This is a genomic window from Candidatus Limousia pullorum (genome assembly GCF_057405065.1).
This window is the reverse complement of the sequence record NZ_CM171614.1, coordinates 1771969-1791415: the sequence shown is the minus strand read 5'-3', so window position 1 is coordinate 1791415 and position 19447 is coordinate 1771969. Positions and strand designations below refer to the sequence as shown.

At 41.3% G+C, this 19447-nt stretch carries 20 protein-coding genes and 2 pseudogenes; 5 read left to right on the top strand and 17 right to left on the bottom strand.

What is annotated here, in order from left to right; all coding sequences use genetic code 11:
* Positions 1-44: 44 nt before the first annotated feature.
* Complete coding sequence (locus tag CGICJO_RS08185) at positions 45-554, bottom strand: PTS sugar transporter subunit IIA (RefSeq protein WP_486498516.1); 510 nt, start codon at positions 552-554, stop codon at positions 45-47.
* Positions 555-698: 144 nt separating this feature from the next.
* On the opposite strand from CGICJO_RS08185, the gene CGICJO_RS08180 reads away from it, so the two are divergent.
* Positions 699-881 carry a hypothetical protein gene (locus CGICJO_RS08180; RefSeq protein ID WP_087376264.1) on the top strand — a complete coding sequence of 61 codons (183 nt, stop codon included), beginning with the start codon at positions 699-701 and terminating at the stop codon, positions 879-881.
* 52 nt (positions 882-933) lie between these two features.
* Here the strand turns inward: CGICJO_RS08180 and pnuC are convergent, their stop codons facing one another.
* Entirely contained in the window at positions 934-1692 is a 759-nt protein-coding gene (gene pnuC / locus CGICJO_RS08175; RefSeq protein ID WP_486498515.1) for a nicotinamide riboside transporter PnuC, read from the bottom strand.
* Between the two features lie 155 nt (positions 1693-1847).
* Here pnuC and CGICJO_RS08170 point away from each other — a divergent pair, with 155 nt between their 5' ends.
* Both CGICJO_RS08170 and CGICJO_RS08165 read left to right on the top strand, forming a co-directional pair.
* Complete coding sequence (locus tag CGICJO_RS08170; RefSeq protein WP_486498514.1) at positions 1848-3371, top strand: recombinase family protein; 1524 nt, start codon at positions 1848-1850, stop codon at positions 3369-3371.
* Between the two features lie 613 nt (positions 3372-3984).
* Complete coding sequence (locus CGICJO_RS08165; protein WP_486498513.1) at positions 3985-5148, top strand: esterase/lipase family protein; 1164 nt, start codon at positions 3985-3987, stop codon at positions 5146-5148.
* Between the two features lie 22 nt (positions 5149-5170).
* Here the strand turns inward: CGICJO_RS08165 and CGICJO_RS08160 are convergent.
* The 5 genes and pseudogenes from CGICJO_RS08160 to CGICJO_RS08140 all read right to left on the bottom strand — a co-directional run.
* Positions 5171-5278, bottom strand: a pseudogene (locus tag CGICJO_RS08160) (manganese catalase family protein); the annotation flags it as partial.
* A gap of 49 nt (positions 5279-5327) precedes the next feature.
* Positions 5328-5807 carry a phage holin family protein gene (locus CGICJO_RS08155; RefSeq protein ID WP_486498512.1) on the bottom strand — a complete coding sequence of 160 codons (480 nt, stop codon included), beginning with the start codon at positions 5805-5807 and terminating at the stop codon, positions 5328-5330.
* 54 nt (positions 5808-5861) lie between these two features.
* The gene (locus CGICJO_RS08150) at positions 5862-6623 is read right to left on the bottom strand and encodes a glycoside hydrolase family 25 protein (protein WP_486498511.1); all 762 of its coding nucleotides are present in this window, start codon (positions 6621-6623) and stop codon (positions 5862-5864) included.
* A gap of 12 nt (positions 6624-6635) precedes the next feature.
* Positions 6636-7592: a hypothetical protein gene (locus CGICJO_RS08145; protein WP_486498510.1), complete on the bottom strand. Its 957-nt coding sequence runs from the start codon at positions 7590-7592 to the stop codon at positions 6636-6638.
* Between the two features lie 90 nt (positions 7593-7682).
* Complete coding sequence (locus tag CGICJO_RS08140) at positions 7683-7859, bottom strand: hypothetical protein (RefSeq protein ID WP_486498509.1); 177 nt, start codon at positions 7857-7859, stop codon at positions 7683-7685.
* A 55-nt stretch (positions 7860-7914) separates the two neighbouring features.
* Here CGICJO_RS08140 and CGICJO_RS08135 point away from each other — a divergent pair, with 55 nt between their 5' ends.
* The gene (locus CGICJO_RS08135) at positions 7915-9312 is read left to right on the top strand and encodes a recombinase family protein (RefSeq protein ID WP_486498508.1); all 1398 of its coding nucleotides are present in this window, start codon (positions 7915-7917) and stop codon (positions 9310-9312) included.
* Here the strand turns inward: CGICJO_RS08135 and CGICJO_RS08130 are convergent.
* The 3 genes and pseudogenes from CGICJO_RS08130 to CGICJO_RS08120 form a co-directional block, all read right to left on the bottom strand.
* Positions 9288-9392, bottom strand: a pseudogene (locus CGICJO_RS08130) (manganese catalase family protein); the annotation flags it as partial. The gene CGICJO_RS08135 and the pseudogene CGICJO_RS08130 overlap by 25 nt on opposite strands.
* Entirely contained in the window at positions 9392-9646 is a 255-nt protein-coding gene (locus tag CGICJO_RS08125; protein ID WP_486498507.1) for a spore coat protein CotJB, read from the bottom strand. The gene CGICJO_RS08125 and the pseudogene CGICJO_RS08130, both read right to left, overlap by 1 nt.
* Positions 9639-9842 (bottom strand): spore coat associated protein CotJA, encoded by a 204-nt coding sequence (locus CGICJO_RS08120; protein ID WP_486498506.1) that lies wholly within the window; start codon positions 9840-9842, stop codon positions 9639-9641. The genes CGICJO_RS08125 and CGICJO_RS08120 overlap by 8 nt, the downstream gene beginning before the upstream one ends.
* 338 nt (positions 9843-10180) lie before the next feature.
* Between CGICJO_RS08120 and gdhA the strand changes: the two genes are divergently transcribed.
* Positions 10181-11527, top strand: a complete 1347-nt coding sequence (gene gdhA / locus CGICJO_RS08115) for an NADP-specific glutamate dehydrogenase (protein WP_087376253.1) — start codon at positions 10181-10183, stop codon at positions 11525-11527.
* Positions 11528-11913: 386 nt separating this feature from the next.
* Here gdhA and CGICJO_RS08110 read toward each other — a convergent pair whose 3' ends face one another.
* From CGICJO_RS08110 to CGICJO_RS08080, 7 genes are all read right to left on the bottom strand, one after another.
* Positions 11914-12282, bottom strand: a complete 369-nt coding sequence (locus CGICJO_RS08110; protein WP_486498505.1) for a hypothetical protein — start codon at positions 12280-12282, stop codon at positions 11914-11916.
* A gap of 21 nt (positions 12283-12303) precedes the next feature.
* Positions 12304-12774 carry a hypothetical protein gene (locus CGICJO_RS08105; RefSeq protein ID WP_486498504.1) on the bottom strand — a complete coding sequence of 157 codons (471 nt, stop codon included), beginning with the start codon at positions 12772-12774 and terminating at the stop codon, positions 12304-12306.
* 185 nt (positions 12775-12959) lie between these two features.
* Positions 12960-13544 (bottom strand): hypothetical protein, encoded by a 585-nt coding sequence (locus CGICJO_RS08100; RefSeq protein WP_486498503.1) that lies wholly within the window; start codon positions 13542-13544, stop codon positions 12960-12962.
* A 77-nt stretch (positions 13545-13621) separates the two neighbouring features.
* Positions 13622-14035: a hypothetical protein gene (locus tag CGICJO_RS08095; RefSeq protein ID WP_486498502.1), complete on the bottom strand. Its 414-nt coding sequence runs from the start codon at positions 14033-14035 to the stop codon at positions 13622-13624.
* 68 nt (positions 14036-14103) lie between these two features.
* Positions 14104-14979: a zinc ribbon domain-containing protein gene (locus CGICJO_RS08090; RefSeq protein ID WP_486498501.1), complete on the bottom strand. Its 876-nt coding sequence runs from the start codon at positions 14977-14979 to the stop codon at positions 14104-14106.
* A 33-nt stretch (positions 14980-15012) separates the two neighbouring features.
* Positions 15013-15600, bottom strand: a complete 588-nt coding sequence (locus tag CGICJO_RS08085) for a hypothetical protein (RefSeq protein WP_486498500.1) — start codon at positions 15598-15600, stop codon at positions 15013-15015.
* A 17-nt stretch (positions 15601-15617) separates the two neighbouring features.
* Positions 15618-19397 carry a lipase family protein gene (locus tag CGICJO_RS08080; protein WP_486498499.1) on the bottom strand — a complete coding sequence of 1260 codons (3780 nt, stop codon included), beginning with the start codon at positions 19395-19397 and terminating at the stop codon, positions 15618-15620.
* Positions 19398-19447: the final 50 nt, after the last annotated feature.

The window sequence follows — 19447 nt, the reverse complement described above, 5'->3', positions numbered from 1 at the left end:
CATAATAAAAAGAAAACACCCTCAAAAAGAAGGTGTTTAATCGCTTATTTTATTCCAAGCTTTTTCAAAATTTTAAAATCCGGAAGCTTTTTCTTTTCCACTATGTACATAACCTCATCGCCGGTTTTTACTTTTCCGTAGTTTATCTCTATTTTACTATCTCCCGGTATTTTAGGGAAAGTTATCGGAACTATTGTGTCCGCTCCGGCTTCCTTTATCATGTCCAAGTCTATCTCACAAATCAAGTCACCGGCTTTTACTTTATCGCCGGACTTGACTGCACAATTAAAAGGCTTTCCTTTTAAATAAACTGTTTCAAGTCCCACATGTATAAGCATTTCAAGTCCTTGTTTTGTTTTTAGCACATAGGCATGTTTTGTATCGGATATTGACTCAACAATACATTCAGCCGGACTGCAAAGCTTTCCGCTTTCAGGTTTTATGGCAAAACCTCTTCCCAGTATATTTGTTGAAAATACCGGGTCTGATACCTGTTCAAGGGGAACCACTGTTCCGCTAAGAGGAGACAGCAGCTGATTACTCTTTTCGTTCATATTTTTTCTCCTTTTTACAGCTCAAAAATCACCTACACCCTTTTGGGTCTTATTCTTCTGTACCTACATCGGGTTTACAATGTATCTTTTATAGGACATGCAAATTTCCGCAATTACCGCATATCTTTTTATCAGGTGAGGCTAATGGTCAGAAAACCTGTTTTTAAAACAATTTATAACAGTGAAAAATGCACTGAGGAAAATTATTCAAAATTTGAACGGCTTTTAATTCAAAATATTTTAAGAGAACTGAAAGAAAATAATGTAATCGACGCAGAGATATTTTCCATGTCGTTAAATCTCCTTTACAGCAAACAGGATTGGTAAAACAAAGGAATATAACAAATGCAGACGGCAAAAACGCTCGTCTGCATATTTTTTACTTTATATTACCGCTGTCATAATAGGATAACTTCCCTTCAGAAATGGGAACCGCTGCAAATTCAAGGTCTGCGCTCTGTCTGTTTAAATCTTTATTCCATCTGAAATAGATTATAAATCCATTGACTGTGTAAAGACTCCACATAATCAGAGTAGCTACGCTTTCTCCCCCATTGAAAAATGCAAATATCCACATCACAACCGTGACAATATCAACCACAATCCACAATATCCACTGCTCAATATATCTTTTTACGCACAAAATTTGAGCTACAACGGATATTACTGTGCTCATACTGTCTATATAAGCCATATTTCCTCCAAGGTATTTAAGCACTTCACCGTAAAGGAAAATAGCAACCAGTGTGCCGCCGAAAATCAGCAGAGCGGATCTCTGAGAAAGTCTTTTTTTCTTAACCTCTCCTGTGGCATCATCCATATTTTTACGCCATACAAACCAGCCTACAAAATTCATCGGAAGATAATAGATTATATTCAGCATAACTTCCCCGTAATATCTTGCGCCCAGGGAAATATAGGCATACAGTAAAACATTAACCACACCGAAAATGTATCCCGATGGTCTGCCTTTACCCGTCAAAATAACATAAACTACCCCTGAAACCGCCGCAATTATTCCTATTATGCTGTCATTCCAATAAATAGAAAGAGATATAATAATAAAAACCGATGAACAAAGCCATATAATTTCTGGAATTTTCCAATTATTCAATTCTGTTTTAAAAAACTGCCTCACTATACATCTCCTTTTTACATATTTTCCACCGTAAATTATACCGTACAAGCTCTTTCTTGTCCACAAAATGATGTATATATTATCCTGTGCCATGCAGTTTCATATACTTGTGTAGAAATAACTATTATTGCCAAAAAAAATTAGGAGAAATGATAATGCTTGCAGCTGTTTACTGCCGTGTTTCCACGGAAAAAGACGATCAGATAAACTCTCTTGAAAGTCAGATGAGTTATTTTCTTAATTACATTGAAAACTGTCACGATTTGACCCTGTTTCAGATTTACGCAGACAAGGGAATTTCAGGAACTGCCGTAAAAAACAGAACCAGATTTATTCAGATGATGGAGGATGCGGAAAAGGGTTTATTTCAGGTCATAATCACCAAGGAAGTAAGCCGTTTTTCAAGAAATATTCTTGACGCCGTTTCCTATTCCAGAAAGCTTAGAAATCTCGGAGTTTCAATAAGGTTTATGAATGACGGAATAGACACATCTCAGCCTGACGCTGAGCTTAGACTGTCAATTATGGCAAGTCTCGCCCAAGAGGAAAGCCGAAAAACCTCAGACCGTGTAAAATGGGGTCAGACGAGAAGAATGGAAAAAGGCGTGGTATTCGGAACCTCAATGCTCGGTTACGATGTAAAAAAGGGGAAAATAACCGTAAATAAGGAGGGTTCAGAAATTGTAAAAAACATATTCAATAAATACGTTTTCCTGCATATGTCTGCTTCAGAAATCGCAAAGGGACTTCAAAACGAGGGCATTAAAACCTATACAGGCAAAGAAAAATGGACTCCGTCTGTAATTATAAAAGTTCTGAAAAACGAAAAATACTGCGGAGATTTAAGGCAAAAAAAGACATTTACACCGGACTATCTCACCCACAAAAAGAAAACCAACAAATGCAATGAAAAAACCGTATTTATTAAAAACCACCACACTCCTATTATATCACGTGATTTATGGGAGGCGGCACAGCAGGAATTATGCAGGCGAAGTTATGTTAAAAAACAAGACTCCGGAAGAAGCAACAAGTTTTATTTTTCAGGAAAAATCATCTGTGCAAACTGCGGCTGTCCCTTTTCAGCAAGAAAAAAGAAAGGAAAGGACGGATATTACACAGTCTGGAAATGTTTGAACAATCAATGTCATGTGAGATATCAAATAAGAAACGACAGCCTTATGTATATGACAGCCTACAGCTATTCTCTGTTAAATATACAAAACGAAAAACTAACAGAGCACATACACTCTCTCTTGAACATGGCAGAAATACAATTAACAGGAACATCCTCAACTTCTTTAAAACAAAAAAAATCGGAAATTGAAGAATTAAAGATAAAGAAACTTAACATAATTGACGCCTATGCAACCCGTAAAATTTCGGAAAATGAGTTTATGGCTTTAAAATCAAAGTATGACAGTCTGATTATTCATCATAACAATGAGATTGAAAATCTTCAAAAAACTCAATCTGTAAAGAAACTTAAAAATACAACCATAAAAAAATATATAGATAAAATAATAAACTATAATAATATTACAAAAAGTATTATATATAATTGTATTGAAAAGGTGCACGCCTATGAAAACGGCATAGTTAAACTCAAATTTTGCCATCTTCCACAAGTATTTGAATTTGAGATATATTTCAAAAAATCCAAACAATATACCAGATAAAAATAGCGAAAGGAACACCCTGACGAATGTTCCTTTCGCTGATAATTGAGATATTGTTGTTGCCCGAATTGGCAAAAGTTGTAAGCTTTTTAAATATTAAAGAAATTCAGATAAATAAAAAGTGTATATTATTTCATCTGCCAGATATTCTACAATATGTATTATATCATATAGAAAATATTTTTTCCAGACAATAAACTGAGATTTTTTACAATATTCTTCCTATTATTGTACACACTTTGTAGCTTTAAAACTCATATTGTGTTCTATAACCACAACAAATCCTTTGATAAATGAAATTTTTACATGTTGACAAAAGTGTATAAATATAAACAATCTGTATAAACATGTCATAGCAGACTTACTTAAACCGAATTGCACAGCTATACTCTATATGTTATAATTTAGGTAATAATAAATCTTAAAAAGGCTGGTTTCTATGAACTCCGTTATAATAAACATTGTAAATTGCCTTCTTCTTATTTTTTCAGCAAACTCCGTACTGCTTATTGCTAAGCACAATATGTATTTTTTAATCCCGTTAAGCGTTGTGGCTTTTATAAGTGCAAACATATTAAACTGTTATGTACCCGGTAAGTACAGGTCGTCGAGAATGAAAGTGTGCGCCCACGGTGTACAAAGGCTTAAAACTTTTTTGTTTTCTTCCATTATATCATTTACAATTCATGTTATTGCCTTCTTTTTTCTCGGACTTTCCTGGTTTCCGCTGCTTATAAGCGCCCTTGTATGTATTTTTGCCCACTGTGTTATTTTCTGGAACGGAATGGTCTCCGTATATATTTCATCAACACAGCTGGGAATACATCACAGATTTATGGGCGTATTTCTGGCTTTTGTTCCTATTGTAAATGTGATTGAACTTATTAAAATCATCCGTATTACTTCCGATGAAATAAAATTTGAGGAAAATAAAGAAAAGATAAACACATTAAGAGCAGAATATAAAATCTGTAAAACAAAGTATCCAATTTTATTGGTTCATGGAGTCTTTTTCAGAGATTCAAAAAAACTTAACTACTGGGGAAGAATTCCCAAAGAGCTTGAACGCAACGGAGCTGTTATATTTTACGGAAATCATCACTCCGCCTCCTCTGTATCGGACAGTGCACAGGAACTTACAAACAGAATAAAAAGCATTGTCAATCAAACCGGATGTGGAAAAGTAAACATCATCGCCCATTCAAAAGGCGGTCTTGATTGCAGATACGCAGTAAGCTTCTGCGGTGCTGAAAAATATGTGGCTTCTCTCACAACTATAAATACTCCCCATCGTGGATGTGGTTTTGCAGACTATCTTTTAAAAAAGATACCTGAAAATGTTCAGAATAAAATAGCCGATACATACAACACATCTCTTAAAAAGCTTGGCGACACTTCCCCCGACTTTATGGAAGCCGTTACTGACCTTACGGAAAAAAACTGCGAGAAGCTTAACAGAATTATGGAAAAGGAAAAGGATAAATTTAAGGGTATTTTCTGCCAAAGCGTTGGTTCAAAGCTTAATAAGCGAACCTCAGGAAAATTTCCTCTAAACTTTACCTACGACCTTGTAAAATATTTTGACGGCCCCAACGACGGACTTGTTTCGGAAAAATCCTTTCAATGGGGCGAAATGTATACATTTTTAACTGTAAAAGGCAAAAGAGGCATTTCTCACGGAGATATGGTGGATTTAAACCGAGAAAATATCCCGGAATTTGATGTCCGTGAGTTTTATGTAAATCTTGTTTCGGATTTAAAAAACAGGGGACTTTGATTTTGTATCATTTCGTCGCCGATGTACCTATATCGGTGAGAGTGGCTTTAAGCTCCGGATAAGGCATTGTAAATCTCTGGCTTAAATATCTCAGAGAAGCTCCTAACTCACCGTCAGGACCGCCTAATATTCACAAGTTATTATAATTTAAGGGGACAGAAAAATCTGTCCCCTTTTTCTTACTCTTCCATATCCTCTTCGTACAGAATATCGTCCTCGTCACTGTAATGACTTTCAGATTTATTCTTCAAAGTATCTACAGCATTTATAATCACTTCCGGTATTGGTATTCCCATAAGTCCGGCATTTTCTATTATGCTCAGCGATTCGTTTACCAGAAACGCCACTATTACAGTATCTCTTAAAAATGTTGTACCTGCCACTATGTCAAGGCGGCACGCCACAAGCACAATTAGAAAAGTCACTCCTTTTCTGCAAAGACCTTTCCAGCCTGCACGGCTCTCCAATGTGCCTGTGGCGGTTTTCGGTGATTTATGGAATACCGCCGCCACAAGCAGTCCCGTAATATAATCAACCGCCATGAAAATTACCAGCGTTGTAAGTGAGCTGTCCCATCCGCCGAAATATGAAGCTATCGCAGAAAACATAGCTCCTACGCCGCCGCAGATAATCACATACAATGTTTTTATCTCGTTCATTTTTCACCTTCCTTTTGCCTTAACGCTCTTTTCCTACATCCTTTTTAAATTTCATTACTCTTTCATTTCTCTTAAAAAAGCACAGCAATAGCCATCGTTTTTAAGCTCCTCTACAAGGGTTTGGGCTTTTTCCTTGCAGATTTTATCCATCGCCACAACTTCATAATTGCAGTTCTGTGATGTTTTTGTATAGCCGTTTAAGCCGGCACCTTTGATTATCTCAGGATAGTCAAGATAGGCAATATCCATATCAACATTGCCTGCTATACCGCTGACAACTCCTTTTGAAGTGTACTGCCACATTCCGAAATTACCCGTATAGGTTGGCTTGTCGTTCCACTGGGCAAGCCAGATGTCGAATACCTTTACCCTGTTCATGTCTATCCTGTTGTTAATCCAATCAAGATTTGTATACACGGAAACATAGTATCCGGCTGCCTGTACCCTCTCACAGAATGCCATGATTATATCTGTTATGCGTGTTTTACCCAGATTCATCTGACTGGCGTCCTCAATGTCAAATGCAACAGGATATTCAAACTGGTATCCCTTAATTATACTAAGGAAAAAATCAGCTTCTTTTTTTGCGTCCTCCACAGTTGTAGCATAAGAATAATGATATGCACCAACCGGAACTCCTGCCGCTTTGGCATTTTTATAATTCTGATGAAACTTATTATCTGTCTGTTTTTCAATATTCTCTTTGCCAAAACTTGAACGAAGCATGGCAAATTCAATTCCGTCAGCCTTAACTTTCTTCCAGTCAATATCCCCCTGCCATGTGCTGACATCAATACCTTTTCTGTTAACGCTCATATTTTCACCCCCTTATTTCTCATTGACACAGTTGATAATAGCTTTCTTAAAGCCTTCATCCGTAAAAATATACTTGTCCACTTTACCGTTGTTTTCATACCATGCAGCAGCCTTTGAGTCATTTTCAAAGGATACAACAATATAAAGCTTTGTATAAGCTGAGGAAGTATTTATATCCGAATCTCCGGTATCAAGACTCTTTCTTGTAACACCTCCGGAATTTACATACACAGCTTCATGACAATACTGAGTGTGAATTATATCCTCTCCAACATGAAAGTTATCAAGAAGATACGTGTAGTATCCAAATATGGCTTCATCAATATTGCCATAATCATTTACACCGCCCATAAATTTGGTACAAAGCGGAAGCACCTGCGTATATGTCAATACATGTTCAAAAAATGAGAGATTTTCAGGTTTTATAAAACCTGCCGGCATATCGCCCTCTCCCCAAACGGCGCTTATTTTTGTGTCCACATACTTGTCCGTTTTTCCGTCGAAAACCCACCAGGTCAAGGTAGTCTTGTCCACATAAGGGAAATTATCACACAGCTTTTCAAATTCCTTTACTGCGGAATTAAAATTTTCCACACTGTCATTTAAAAGCCCGTCATATTTAATTTCTACCGGCTCACTGCACAAATTCGGCGATATATGAAAATCCAGTATATCGCTTACATATACCTGTTCCTCTCCGTGAGATATTGTGAGCTGCACCTGGAGAAAGTCTTTTTCAAAAAGCACAGCCTGAGGCAGTTCAAATCTAAGCTTGTCCCCCTCAAGTTCCAGCAATGCAAACTCATCGTTTAACTGCAATTTGTAGATATACTCGCTGTTTACAAGACCTTCTTCCTGTATATCAAATACAAGAACTGTGCTTTTGTGGTCTCCCGATGTTCCTGCCCAGTCGGATGAAGCTTCTATAAAATCCTTTCTTACAGTAATGTTTATTTCTCTCTGAAGCATTTTCTCATTCCTTTCCTTTAATATTGGGAACTGCTCCCCATAAAGGAGTAAAAAATTAAAGAAAATTGCATAAATCCCTGCAACTAAAATTTATAAAATAATTTTTTTATAGAAGTCACAAAGCTTTTTACAAACTTCAGTGCATATAAATCTGTTTTCTTTTTCGGTGACATATAAATTTATACCGCTTTTTTCATCCACATCAAACCACAAAAAAGCTTTTTCATGGCTTTTTAAATAGACATCAGATTTAATAATTTTATGCATATTTTCTCCCCTTGGTATACTATGTATTATCAAAGAAAATTGTTACGGTGATTTTATGACAGACAACAAGAGGGAAGCCGCCGCATACATAAGGGTTTCCACCGATGAACAGAGAGAGTTCAGCCCCGAAAGCCAGCTTGACAGAATTTTATCCTATGCTGAAAGCCATGGCTACAGCATAAAAAAAGAAAATATATTCTGCGATAACGGCATAAGCGGAAAATCTACTGAAAAACGTGAAGGCTTCAAGTCCATGATTGAAAAAGCAAAGAATAAACCCACACCATTTAAAGCAATTCTTGTTTGGAAATTTTCAAGATTTGCCAGAAACCGTGAGGACAGCATACTTTATAAATCAATGCTCAGAAAAAAATACGGTATCAGGGTGATTTCAGTCAGCGAGGACATAGGCGATGACAAAATGTCCGTTTTAATGGAAGCCATGATTGAGGCGATGGATGAATTTTACTCTGTAAACTTAGGCGAAGAGGTCAAAAGAGGAATGACCAAAAGAGCAGAAAAAGGAAAATTTCAAAGCAGGGCGCCATTCGGATATAGATTTTTAAAAGGCAGTCTTATTCCCTTTGACACGGAAAAGGAATATGTAAAACTGATTTACAATCTGTTTTTATCTGGAAAAAGCACAGAGGAAATCAGCGAAATTCTAAATAAAACAGGCGTTAAAACTTCAAAAGGAAATCCATGGACTTCACGTTCTGTACTTTATCTTCTTAAAAATCCGGTCTATGCAGGTTATGTTGTTTGGGATAATGTAACCTGTTTTGGAGTTCATGAGCCGATAATAAGCGAAAACGATTACAAACAAGCTCAATCAATCATCAAAAATCAAAAAAAGAGAAAAATCACGAAAAAACAGACGGATTGCTGTTTTCTGAAATTTCTGCGCTGTTCCTCCTGCGGGGGAAAATTCTGTATCTGCGGTGACGGTAAAAATCTTCAATGCATCAATTACATAAAACACAAATGCACAGTTTCTCACAGTGTTTCAATAAACCGTCTTAAAAAATCTTTAACTATGATTTTTGCCGAAATTTTCAGCGGTGCAGAAAAAATCAATTTACAAGAAACAGAAAACTTACCTGTTAATATTGCAAAACTGCAAAAACAGTTACAGCTAAAATATGAAAGAGTTAAAAAAGCTTACGAAGAGGGCATTTATTCCATTGAAGAGCTTAAAAAGACAGCTTTAGAGATTAAAAATTTTAATTCTAATTTTCCAGAGAAAAATTTCGAAAAGAAAAATATTGTTCCCTCCTCCGCAGATTTATTTAATATTATTTTCAACTCCGAAAAACTTGAACCTAATCAAAAGGAAGCTATTCTTTCCGCCGTGATTGACAAAATAGTTTTTTATCGTCCGGAAGAAAAACTCGCTGTATTTTTCAAGGAGGATATTTACAATAACCTTTTTCCAAAAGGCCCGCCATACTGAGTTATTATAATTTTTGCAAGCTTCGGGTTTGTGGTTTTTATATTTACCGGATACTGAAGACGCTTTTCATATACAAACATTATTTGCCCTCCTCTATTTCCCATGGCCAGGGACTTTGAATCCAGCCCCAGCGGTTGCCGTTTTTCTCGTCGGCAGTAAGGGGGCCGAATTTGCTCTCGTATTCCTCAACCAAGGGTCTTAGCTTCTCTTTATATCGAACAAGTTTTGCCGCAGTTTCCCTGTCGTTTGGATGAGTATCCAAAAACAAATGCAGGTCGTAAGCGGCGAAAGCGTAGGTAGACAGCTTTTTCATAAGAATTTGTCGTTCAGTCATTCATATCACCTCTGCATTTTTTGCCGTAAAAGGGCTTGTTAAGGGATTTAAACATAGTTCCCACTTCAAAACCCTGTAATGGGTCAAGGGTATCTGCGCCGTTAGGCTGGTAGGAAACATAAACCATCGCCTCTGAGGTTATTTCCGGAAATGGTTTAATGCCGTATTCCCCCATGATTTTTTCCATGTTGTCCATAATATCCTCCTTATTTTTCTTAATGGTTAATCGACTTCCTATATATCATATGTTTAACATAATAATATGTGCATATATATAATCCAATAATTCAAATTATAGTCATACTTTGTTGCATAAAAGCATTAACAGGATAAAGTCATGCAAGTTTAGTTTTTTAAATTGCATAAAACCCTATAAAAGCATTTTTTTATCTGCTTTTTTTCCAGAAAATGAATTTTTTTTGAAATTCCTTGAAATAATAGATAGTTTTCTATTGACAAAGAGCCGGACTGATAGTAAAATTATATACGTGAACAAAATCACGGCCATAAAAATTAACAGGGAGGTCAATTCCAATGAATGATTATATGCAGAGAGTTCTGGACACCGTGAAGAAGCGCAATGCAGGCGAGCCGGAATTTATTCAGAGCGTAGAAGAAGTATTTAAGTCACTTGAGGTTGTTTTCGACAAGCACCCAGAGTATGAAAAAGCAGGTCTTCTTGAGAGAATGGTAGAGCCTGACAGACTTTTCTCTTTCCGTGTATCATGGATGGACGATAACGGCAATGTACAGGTTAACAGAGGTTTCAGATGCCAGTTTAACGGTGCTATCGGACCTTACAAGGGCGGTCTCCGTTTCCACCCAAGCGTATATCAGGGTATTATTAAGTTCCTCGGTTTTGAGCAGACTTTCAAGAACAGCCTTACAGGTCTTCCAATCGGCGGCGGTAAGGGTGGTTCCGACTTCGACCCTAAGGGCAAGTCAGACGCTGAAATCATGCGTTTCTGCCAGTCTTTCATGACAGAACTTTATAAGTATATCGGACCTGACACAGACGTTCCTGCCGGTGATATCGGCGTTGGCGGCCGTGAGATTGGCTATATGTACGGACAGTACAAGAGAATCAGAAGCGCATTTGAGAACGGTGTTCTCACAGGTAAGGGTCTCAGCTACGGCGGTTCCCTCATCCGTCCGGAAGCTACCGGTTTCGGTGCAATCTACTATCTCCTCGAAGTATTGAAGCACTTCGGCGACGATATTAAGGGCAAGACAGTTGTTGCTTCCGGTTACGGCAACGTAACATGGGGGGCTGCTTTGAAGCTTGCTGAGCTCGGCGCAAAGGTTATCACAATTTCCGGTTCTGACGGTTATGCTTACGATCCGGACGGTGTTGTAACAGAAGAGAAGATCAACTACCTCCTCTACATGCGTGCATGCGGTCACGGAAGCGCAAAGATGTATGCTGACAAGTTCGGCGTTGAGTACCATAAAGGCGAGAAGCCATGGGGCGTTAAGGGCGATATCGTTCTCCCATGTGCAACTCAGAACGAAGTTGGTATGGAAGAGGCTAAGAAGATTGTTGAGAACGGCACTAAGTACTACATCGAAGTTTCCAACATGCCTACATCTAACGAGGCTCTTGAGTATCTCAAGGCTAACCTCCTTGCTGTTGCTCCTTCAAAGGCTGCAAACGCAGGCGGCGTTGCTACATCCGCTCTCGAGATGTGCCAGAACTCAATGAGATATTCATGGACTGCTGAAGAAGTTGACGCTAAACTCAAGCAGATTATGAAGAACATCCACGACATGTCCGCAGAAGCAGCTGAGGAATACGGCCTCGGTTATGACCTTGTTGCAGGTGCAAACATTGCAGGCTTCAAGAAGGTTGCAGACGCTATGATGGCAGAGGGTCTTATCTAATCTCATAGTATATAATAGTTTACATTGTTTACTCTTTATCCATATAGAACACCCCCGCAGGAAATGCAAGATATCCTTAGGGGAGAAAATAAAATAACCGAATAGGATATAAATAAACCGCCTTCAACTTTTTTAGTTGCGGACGGTTTATTTGCATCTGGATTCTTTTCGTTGCATGTACTATATGTTGTGTTGACGAACGACAGAAGGGTTTATGACTTCACTTAGAGTTTGCAGCCATATTCAGATTCATTTAATTTGGATAAATTTGGATAAATATAGATATGAAAACCACAATTTTATGAATGGTTATGAAGCTCACAGTGCTTTAATAAAATTCTTCAACTCCTTGAAAACAAAGAATTTGTCATATCGGGGTTTCGTAATCAGTTCTTTTTCAGTTCCGCTCCGCACTTTGCACAGAAGGCTTGGGAATTCGGGACAGAATCCCCAAGCTTTTCAGGCTCAAGGCAGTACTCCCGCAGCCGGATTCCAACAGCCTTCTGCAACTGTACCGAATAGCGATCGTCCGGTTTCCTTCTGCGCCAAGTGCGGTGCGGAGTTAAAGCCCGGAAGCACCTTTCTGCAAGACTCTGGTTCTCTGCCGGATGCTTTTCCGAATGCACCTGCCTTATCCTATTTTCGATTGCATCCGCACCCTTATGTAGTACCCGGCTGATGATATATCTTATGACGTATATCATGAGCACTAGAGCCACAGCAGTTACAATAATCAATACATTTGGGTTATCCATTTTTCTACCTCCTAATTTCACTTAAAAAAAGCTGGGTTTGGTTTTTACCTGAATCGGAACATTCTTGACCTGGGCAACTGGGTCAATGGAAAGGAACATCTTCTCTATTGCGGTAATCAAAATATTCATGGAAATATGCTCCTGTACCATGCCACGGTAGGTTTTCCAGTTGGTGAAGTGAAAATACCAGACATTGTGATCACCGATATCATTTTTGCGATACATTTCGGCTTTCCAGTTGCTTCCGTTAAAGAAGAACACCTGGTTCGCATCATTTTTTTGAACGGATACACCGCTTCCCCGCAGGTCGGCGTTCTGGATGCCCTGCAGCGCTCCCCGCAGGGTAAATTCTTCTGCCTGCTCCGTTATGACATACTTACGCTGGACGATCCTTCCTTCATCCATAAGCTGACGATTTACTTTTCCCTGACGAAGACCCAGCACTATGCCAATAGTGACGGCGCCAACGGAGAGTAAAATTGCTAACCACATAATCGATTCCTCCTAAAAGTTTATTTTTCCTGTGCATTTATGTTTCTGATAAAGCAATTGTGAAAATGACGTTATTAGCGTTTGCTTTTACGATATTTGTTAGAAGCCGGCAGACATATCACCGTAACTACTGCACCTCCTCTCAGACAATTCCCATTATGTTTACGAGTCTATCGAAAATCGTCTTATTCCGCCTCGTTTATTGCTTTCATTACCAGCCAATACTGCAAGATTTCCCAATCCTCATGCTGATCATTATAAATAAGCTCAATTGGAACGTGAACGGTAACAGGTTGAATGTCGCCGATCATAAAGATTGCCTGAATTGCCGCAGCTTCCATGTCATCGCTATATTGATTTTGTTTCACATATTCTTCGATTTTGTCAAAAACCTTCTTGGGTGGGAGAATTGTTACATTCACATTTAGTTTTGCTCGCTCAGTCTCTTTATTGTAGGTAAAGCTAAATCTATCCGTTTCAAATGTCGCATTCTTTAATATATAATCTGCAACCTTTTCTATGATAAGAGTCCCACCGTACCAGTCATAATCAGCCTCGAGTTTATGACGTTTAAAATCGTCCGAATAAACGATATATTTGTCGAGGTAGTCTAGGTTAGTATTGCTTAAGTATCCTCCAACAAAATTTTCAGCCTCTGCCATACAGGCTTCTTTGATTTCTTCCTCGCTCATCGGTTTTTCGCAGGCTGTAAACGATAGAAAGATAAAAATCATTAAAAATAGAGAAATAATTCTTCTGTGCCTTTTCATCCGAATTCCTCCTGATTTCTTGCATATTTCTATATCTGTACCGCCGTTGTGAAAGCGGCGGTATCAGTGTTTGTTTTTTATGTTTTTGGCGAGAAGATGGCGGACGGATCCCCGTAGTAGATATATCCGCTCTTTGCTTCCAAGTATACCGTAAGCGTTCCGTCATCGTTAGGTTCAACAGTAATCTTGTAGGCATCGTTTTTCTCCTTTGCCAGCAGATCGGAAACAGAACTCTGTCCACCGGTGATCTCGAGCAAATAGCCATCGCCCTTTGCTTTGTATGTACCCGTATAATTCCAGTCCATGTAGAGCGTTACAGTTCCGTCCGATTCAAATTCCACGGCGCTGATGTCAAAAGCATAGCTATTACATTCATAGTAACCGGATAAGGACGGCAAATCACTTCCGCCTCCGCAGGCAGTCAGGATTGTGGCGCATAGGACGACGACCAACAGCAAGGATAATAGCCGTACTTTTACGTTTGTTCTCATAGATTTTTCTCCGGACCTTTGTAAAAACATTTTGTTTGTCATATAAAAGCAAGCCATACGTCCGGTTATTATTCCGGATCATTTTTAAGTCTTGCACCGCATTTCGTGCAAAACATGGAATGGCTATCCATACCAGCACCGCACTGAGTACAGAAAACCATTTTCTGCGCAGAATACGAACCCTGTGTTGCCTCTGATACAGCAGACGGCTGCTCCTGCGGCGGTGTACTTGTCTGCGGCTGCGTGGACGAATAATACGGCATCTGTGGATTGATGGGACTTGTACTTCCATTAACACCATGCACAAATGCATGATGTTGGGCATTTTTTCGATAAATCAAGAAAACCTGTATGGCAAAAACGGCAATAAATCCAATCCATGCCAAACCGTACAGGGCAAGCTTAAAGCTTGTCCGCAGAGCGAGCAGGACATATATAACCTCGTATGCTCCAAACACACAAGAGATGATGAAGAAAACAAGCCGAAGAGTGTTTTTACTTTCATCCTTTTTCAATGCTAACACCCAAGCCATGGCAACCAAAGCATATAACACCAGATTTACAATCACCCGTTCAGCCCCGCGCCAGCCTGAAAAATAATATCCTCCGTAATTGATAATCTGCTGAATTGCAGTAATCAGACTGCCAACACTAAACAAGGAATATGTAAAAGCCATGACGAATGATTCTATCTTCACTTTCTTCATGCACATCCAAAGCTGCAAAAGACCGGCAAGCGCACACATCCAGATGTACATTTGACCATTGAGATTGATCAGCAGAAAAAAAGAACTGACAGCAGAAATGATTGCCAAAATGCGCTGAAGCGGATTCAGTTTCCAGCTTTTTGCAAGCAAAGCTATGTAGCTCACCACAGAGCGAAAGCTGCCGTCCATAAACTCTTCTGTTTCTGAAGTAGCAGGACTGTATTTTGTATCGTTCATAAGTAAATCCTCCTTGTTTTTAGTATCTCCGTATCAAGATTCGACAGGAATCTCTTCGTATGTATTCTCCACCTTCAAATAAACACCGTTTGAATCGTAAAGTTCCATTTCCATTAGCTGACCAAATTCTTTCATTTTGAAATGGTTCCCGGGCTGACCATCGCTAAAAATGGTAATTTCACGGATGATGTCGTTTTCTACGTCATAAACCTCATAATGATCTTCATAATAGACCGTATTTCCTTCCACCTTTACGACGCCGTCTTCTCCCGACACGAAGTCAAAATAATTGTCAAATAAAAGCACAGAATCCTTCTGACCGGATGACTGTTCCTCGCGGTTGCCTACCGGTTTTCCATCCGGGGCATAGAGCCATTGCACGCTGTATTCCTCACCATCAGTTTCCATGGTTCTACGAACCTCAATATAGCCGTCATCATGAACGATAACTCTGTCATGTGAATAATGAGTAATTGTTTCCTCCCCGTAATAGGTCGAACGGCTGGTTACAGGAAAGCTGACCGATAATGTTCTTGTCCCGGAAGATTTTCCGCAGGCAGTCAGCAGTGTGGTCGCGACGCACAGTATGACAAGCATTGATATAAACTTTTTCATTTTCATCGTGAAGTACCTCGCGTTTAATAATAAGAATAGAAAACCAGCAGCGGGACAACGTATGCCAGAATCGCAAGGATGATACTCAATGCTGTCCATACGATGACGCCAATCAACGCGCCTTTCCCCGCGGAGTGTGCTTTGAGCGGCGTTTGGTCTTTCCATACCAAATAGAGAATCAAGCCGACAATCGGAAAGAAAAAGCCAAGCGTCGTCATGCCGCCGGAGGGTGCATCCTGCACATATCCCATCTGCGGATATACAGGCTGCTGGATTGTGGGCTGTGCGTCCTGTGCCAGCATTGTGCGCTGCTTGCCACAGACGCTGCAGAAATTCTCTTCTGATGAGAGTTCCTGGCTGCAGCCGGAGCAGAACACCTTTTGTTCTGCGTCATTCGGTTCGACCCGAGACGGTTCCGGGCGTCTGGTACCGCAGCCTGCGCAAAACATCTCGTCCGGCAGCAGTTCCCGACCGCAGCCAGAGCAGTTTACTTTCTGAGCAGCATCAAAAGTACCAACGCTCTGATAGACCGGCTGTCCATAAGGCTGCGTAACGGGCATTTGATAGATAGGTCTTTCCTTTTTATACGGATGCGTCAGCCACCAGCCCAGAAGGAACGCCATAGGAATCAGGAACAGGACAGACAAACAGTATAAGTCGCTGCGCATAAAATAGATGTTTCCCACAAGATGCGCAAAGGCGATAAAGATGCCGAGTATGCCAGGCAGGAACCACAGCCTGTGCAGCCCACGCTTGTGCTCACCGTCCCCGGCGCACGGCGTGATCGTCATGAGGGTAAGGAGCAGATAGCATAGAATTTCCAGCACATAACAGCCGCAGATGCCAATTGCCCACATCATCGGGCCAAAATGAAGCTCATACTCATACACATCAAAAAAGCCCCGGGATCCGCAGTTCAGAAGAAAACTCGTAAGCGTAAAAGCGGGCAAAAGTGCTTGGATTGCCAGCGCGCCTGCCAGAAGGCTGTTCCGCTTCCGCATGAACAGCAGAACCGCCAGCAGGATCATGCTGCCGATCAGCAGGACTTGGTAGAGGATATGGAGAACAGAGTAGGTGCTGCAAAACTCCACCACCATGCGGTAGCCGATTTGACTGTCCATCCAACCGCTTCTGACCCGCAGCCGATATAAATTGGTCAGGAGACCAAAGGCCAGGATCACCGCAAAAATAGATGCGATCGGAAATTTTAGTTTTTTTGTTTCCTTCATTTTTCTTCCTCCCAGGAATGTGATTAGAACACCAAGAATCGCGACCGCAGCCAGCAAAGCAAGCTGCAACCAATTTCCTGTCCCATTGACCGGAGAGATACTTCCGTCCGGGTTGACTTTTCCGCTGATTCTGTCTCCATCCATGACCAGCAGCTCCAGCGTCTGCGGGTCGCTTCCGGCTGAATCGGCGGCAGGCAGCTCCATGGAGAACACCTGACCGGTTTCAATCTCCACATTGGGGTATTCCGCGGCACCATAGCTTTCGCCGCTATCGTCAAAGGATACCGTGGATACCGACATTTCACCGTCGTCTGTCGCCGTAATGCGCAGGGAATACGCCTCCGGGCTGTCAAACACAGCGACGCGCTTGGAATCCTCCACCACCATCAGCGCCACTTCTGGATTGGCAGAGATGAGAGACTCATCTACCTGATTGTCCGTGATCCGACCAACAACTTCACCGTTTTTTATAACCTCAACATCAACGGGGCAGTCCACTTCCCAGCATGAACATGGCTTTGAACACGATACGGCGCCCTCCACAATTGCCCTCAGATAGTTATCGATAATATGGTTTTCTGATGTTCTCAAGTCGTTCTCCCAGGAGAACCGATAGGCAAATTTATCGATATGTCCAAACTTTCCTATCATGGAATTTCCCGCAGCGGTCAAAGTTTCCCTTCCGTTCGGACCGAAGGTGTCAAAGTAATTGTAAATGTTATGGATATTATCATAGCCGGTCGTCACAGGAAAGTCCTCTTTACCGTCGTCCCAAATGGAGTCGATCGCACCATAGGTGTAGGAAAAGATACGGGAAGTATCGGTGTCCATGAAAATCCAACTGTCCCCCGTCTCTGGATTGTTTGCCAGTGCGGCAATCAGATTTGCCGCAGCGCCGCCAAGGCTGTGCCCGGTAATGAAAAAGGCACGTGGCTTATCATACAGATCCTCATGGGCATTGGCGTACTTTTTCACGTCCTCCCAAACCTTTTTCTCAAAGTCTTCAACATAGTCGTAGGCCGTATAACCCAGAACATCTCTGTTCGCTTCCGCATAGTGATCCCCTATAAACTCATTTACAGTAACGGAGCCCCGGACAACAATGAAGATGAGATTTGTTTCTTCACCGCTAAGCCGGATTGGCCTATGCGCTATGCTGTACGCATTGCCATCGCCAATTTCCTGACCCATGATTTCAACGCTGTTATCATAGTTGGAAGTCCAGATATTATCATCCTCTATGCCCATCTGATAGAAGAGCCGGCAGATTTCCTGCTCACCTCTTCCGGCTGCCATACAGAGCATCGCGCCGAGCGTTGCCAACTCGTTATCGTATTCATCGGCTGATTTCTCAAACATCCATTCTTTAAAATCTACAGTTGCTCCGCCATAACTGACCGGAACCCCCGGGATATATTCGCCAGCACCATCCACGTCCGACACCCATTCATATGTCCTGTCCGGCCACCAGCCATCCGGGTAATCCACAACAATTCTGTCGTTTTCCCAATGATAATGGATAGAGTCGTTACCGTTCTGGAACGGCTCCGAAGCCGTACTGCTGTCATCCTTGCCCCATACGAAAGCCCGGCTGTCATATTCGCCGTCCGCTTTGCGGAACACATAGACGCCGCGCACCTCGCTGGCGTCTGACTCCTTGACGATATACAGCTCTCCCTGATCTCCATCGTCGTATCGGTAAGTGCCGAGCCAGTCCGCTGAGCTTATTTGCGCAGATAGATATTCAATCTGATAACCGCAGGCTTTCAGGAAATCTCCCCATCCCCCGCGAATCGCTGTAAAAGGCTGCAGCGGCATGGCGTTAAGATCTTCTGTTGTTGCGGTACGCAGATATTCCACCTGCCAGTTTTCGCTGAACGTATAGATATATGCTTGGGAGGATTGCTTGTCTGCTGCCCCATTGGTGATAATCAGCTCCGGGTAATCGTTCCCCGCAACATCATAAAGACAGGCCTGCATTTCTGTGTCGTCAAAATATTCCTGTCCCATGTTCCGAAAGCGCCCGTTCAGGAGGAAATTCGCGAATTTGAGGTTCCAGGGATTCGCGTCCACATCCTCCAGGTATACATCGGAATCCGGCGTCATATATCCGGCAATTTTCAGTGCCTCTTTTTGCACAGACACCGGAGCAGAATCTGCATACTCCACAGAAAGGATCATGAGCTTCGACAAGTCGCCCCAGCTATAAAAGGCCACAATGTCATTTCTGGTCGGCTGGAACAGCTCATAAAACAGGGGATCGCCCATTCCGTAACGATAATCGCTGTCGTAGTAGTACTGACGGATGCTGAACAGGTATCCCTTCTCCTCATCCGCTAACTCATAACTGCTCTTTCCGCCTGATGCATCAAATTTGGAGCGATCGTAGAAGTGTATCCAATTGGCTCCCTCTAAGCCGCCCTCTGACCAGCGGTATTTCTCCGCAATGAATCCTGGTATCGTAATATCAAAACCGCTGAAGATTTCTGTTTGTATGGTAACTTCCTCGGACTCAGACGCCGCCACGGCAGAAACCGGCAGACAGAGCATCAGCATAAGCACCGCCAGAATCATGGATATTTTTTCTTCATAGAATCCCCTCGCTTTCAGACCTTTTACGAGAC

Coding starts and splice junctions, on each gene's coding strand:
- CGICJO_RS08185 (WP_486498516.1), bottom strand. CDS start 554: ATGAACGAAAAGAGTAATCAGCTGCTGTCTCCTCTTAGCGGAACAGTG.
- CGICJO_RS08180 (WP_087376264.1), top strand. CDS start 699: ATGGTCAGAAAACCTGTTTTTAAAACAATTTATAACAGTGAAAAATGC.
- CGICJO_RS08170 (WP_486498514.1), top strand. CDS start 1,848: ATGCTTGCAGCTGTTTACTGCCGTGTTTCCACGGAAAAAGACGATCAG.
- CGICJO_RS08165 (WP_486498513.1), top strand. CDS start 3,985: ATGAAAGTGTGCGCCCACGGTGTACAAAGGCTTAAAACTTTTTTGTTT.
- CGICJO_RS08155 (WP_486498512.1), bottom strand. CDS start 5,807: ATGAACGAGATAAAAACATTGTATGTGATTATCTGCGGCGGCGTAGGA.
- CGICJO_RS08150 (WP_486498511.1), bottom strand. CDS start 6,623: ATGAGCGTTAACAGAAAAGGTATTGATGTCAGCACATGGCAGGGGGAT.
- CGICJO_RS08145 (WP_486498510.1), bottom strand. CDS start 7,592: ATGCTTCAGAGAGAAATAAACATTACTGTAAGAAAGGATTTTATAGAA.
- CGICJO_RS08140 (WP_486498509.1), bottom strand. CDS start 7,859: ATGCATAAAATTATTAAATCTGATGTCTATTTAAAAAGCCATGAAAAA.
- CGICJO_RS08135 (WP_486498508.1), top strand. CDS start 7,915: ATGACAGACAACAAGAGGGAAGCCGCCGCATACATAAGGGTTTCCACC.
- CGICJO_RS08125 (WP_486498507.1), bottom strand. CDS start 9,646: ATGACTGAACGACAAATTCTTATGAAAAAGCTGTCTACCTACGCTTTC.
- CGICJO_RS08120 (WP_486498506.1), bottom strand. CDS start 9,842: ATGGACAACATGGAAAAAATCATGGGGGAATACGGCATTAAACCATTT.
- gdhA (WP_087376253.1), top strand. CDS start 10,181: ATGAATGATTATATGCAGAGAGTTCTGGACACCGTGAAGAAGCGCAAT.
- CGICJO_RS08110 (WP_486498505.1), bottom strand. CDS start 12,282: ATGGATAACCCAAATGTATTGATTATTGTAACTGCTGTGGCTCTAGTG.
- CGICJO_RS08105 (WP_486498504.1), bottom strand. CDS start 12,774: ATGTGGTTAGCAATTTTACTCTCCGTTGGCGCCGTCACTATTGGCATA.
- CGICJO_RS08100 (WP_486498503.1), bottom strand. CDS start 13,544: ATGAAAAGGCACAGAAGAATTATTTCTCTATTTTTAATGATTTTTATC.
- CGICJO_RS08095 (WP_486498502.1), bottom strand. CDS start 14,035: ATGAGAACAAACGTAAAAGTACGGCTATTATCCTTGCTGTTGGTCGTC.
- CGICJO_RS08090 (WP_486498501.1), bottom strand. CDS start 14,979: ATGAACGATACAAAATACAGTCCTGCTACTTCAGAAACAGAAGAGTTT.
- CGICJO_RS08085 (WP_486498500.1), bottom strand. CDS start 15,600: ATGAAAATGAAAAAGTTTATATCAATGCTTGTCATACTGTGCGTCGCG.
- CGICJO_RS08080 (WP_486498499.1), bottom strand. CDS start 19,397: ATGATTCTGGCGGTGCTTATGCTGATGCTCTGTCTGCCGGTTTCTGCC.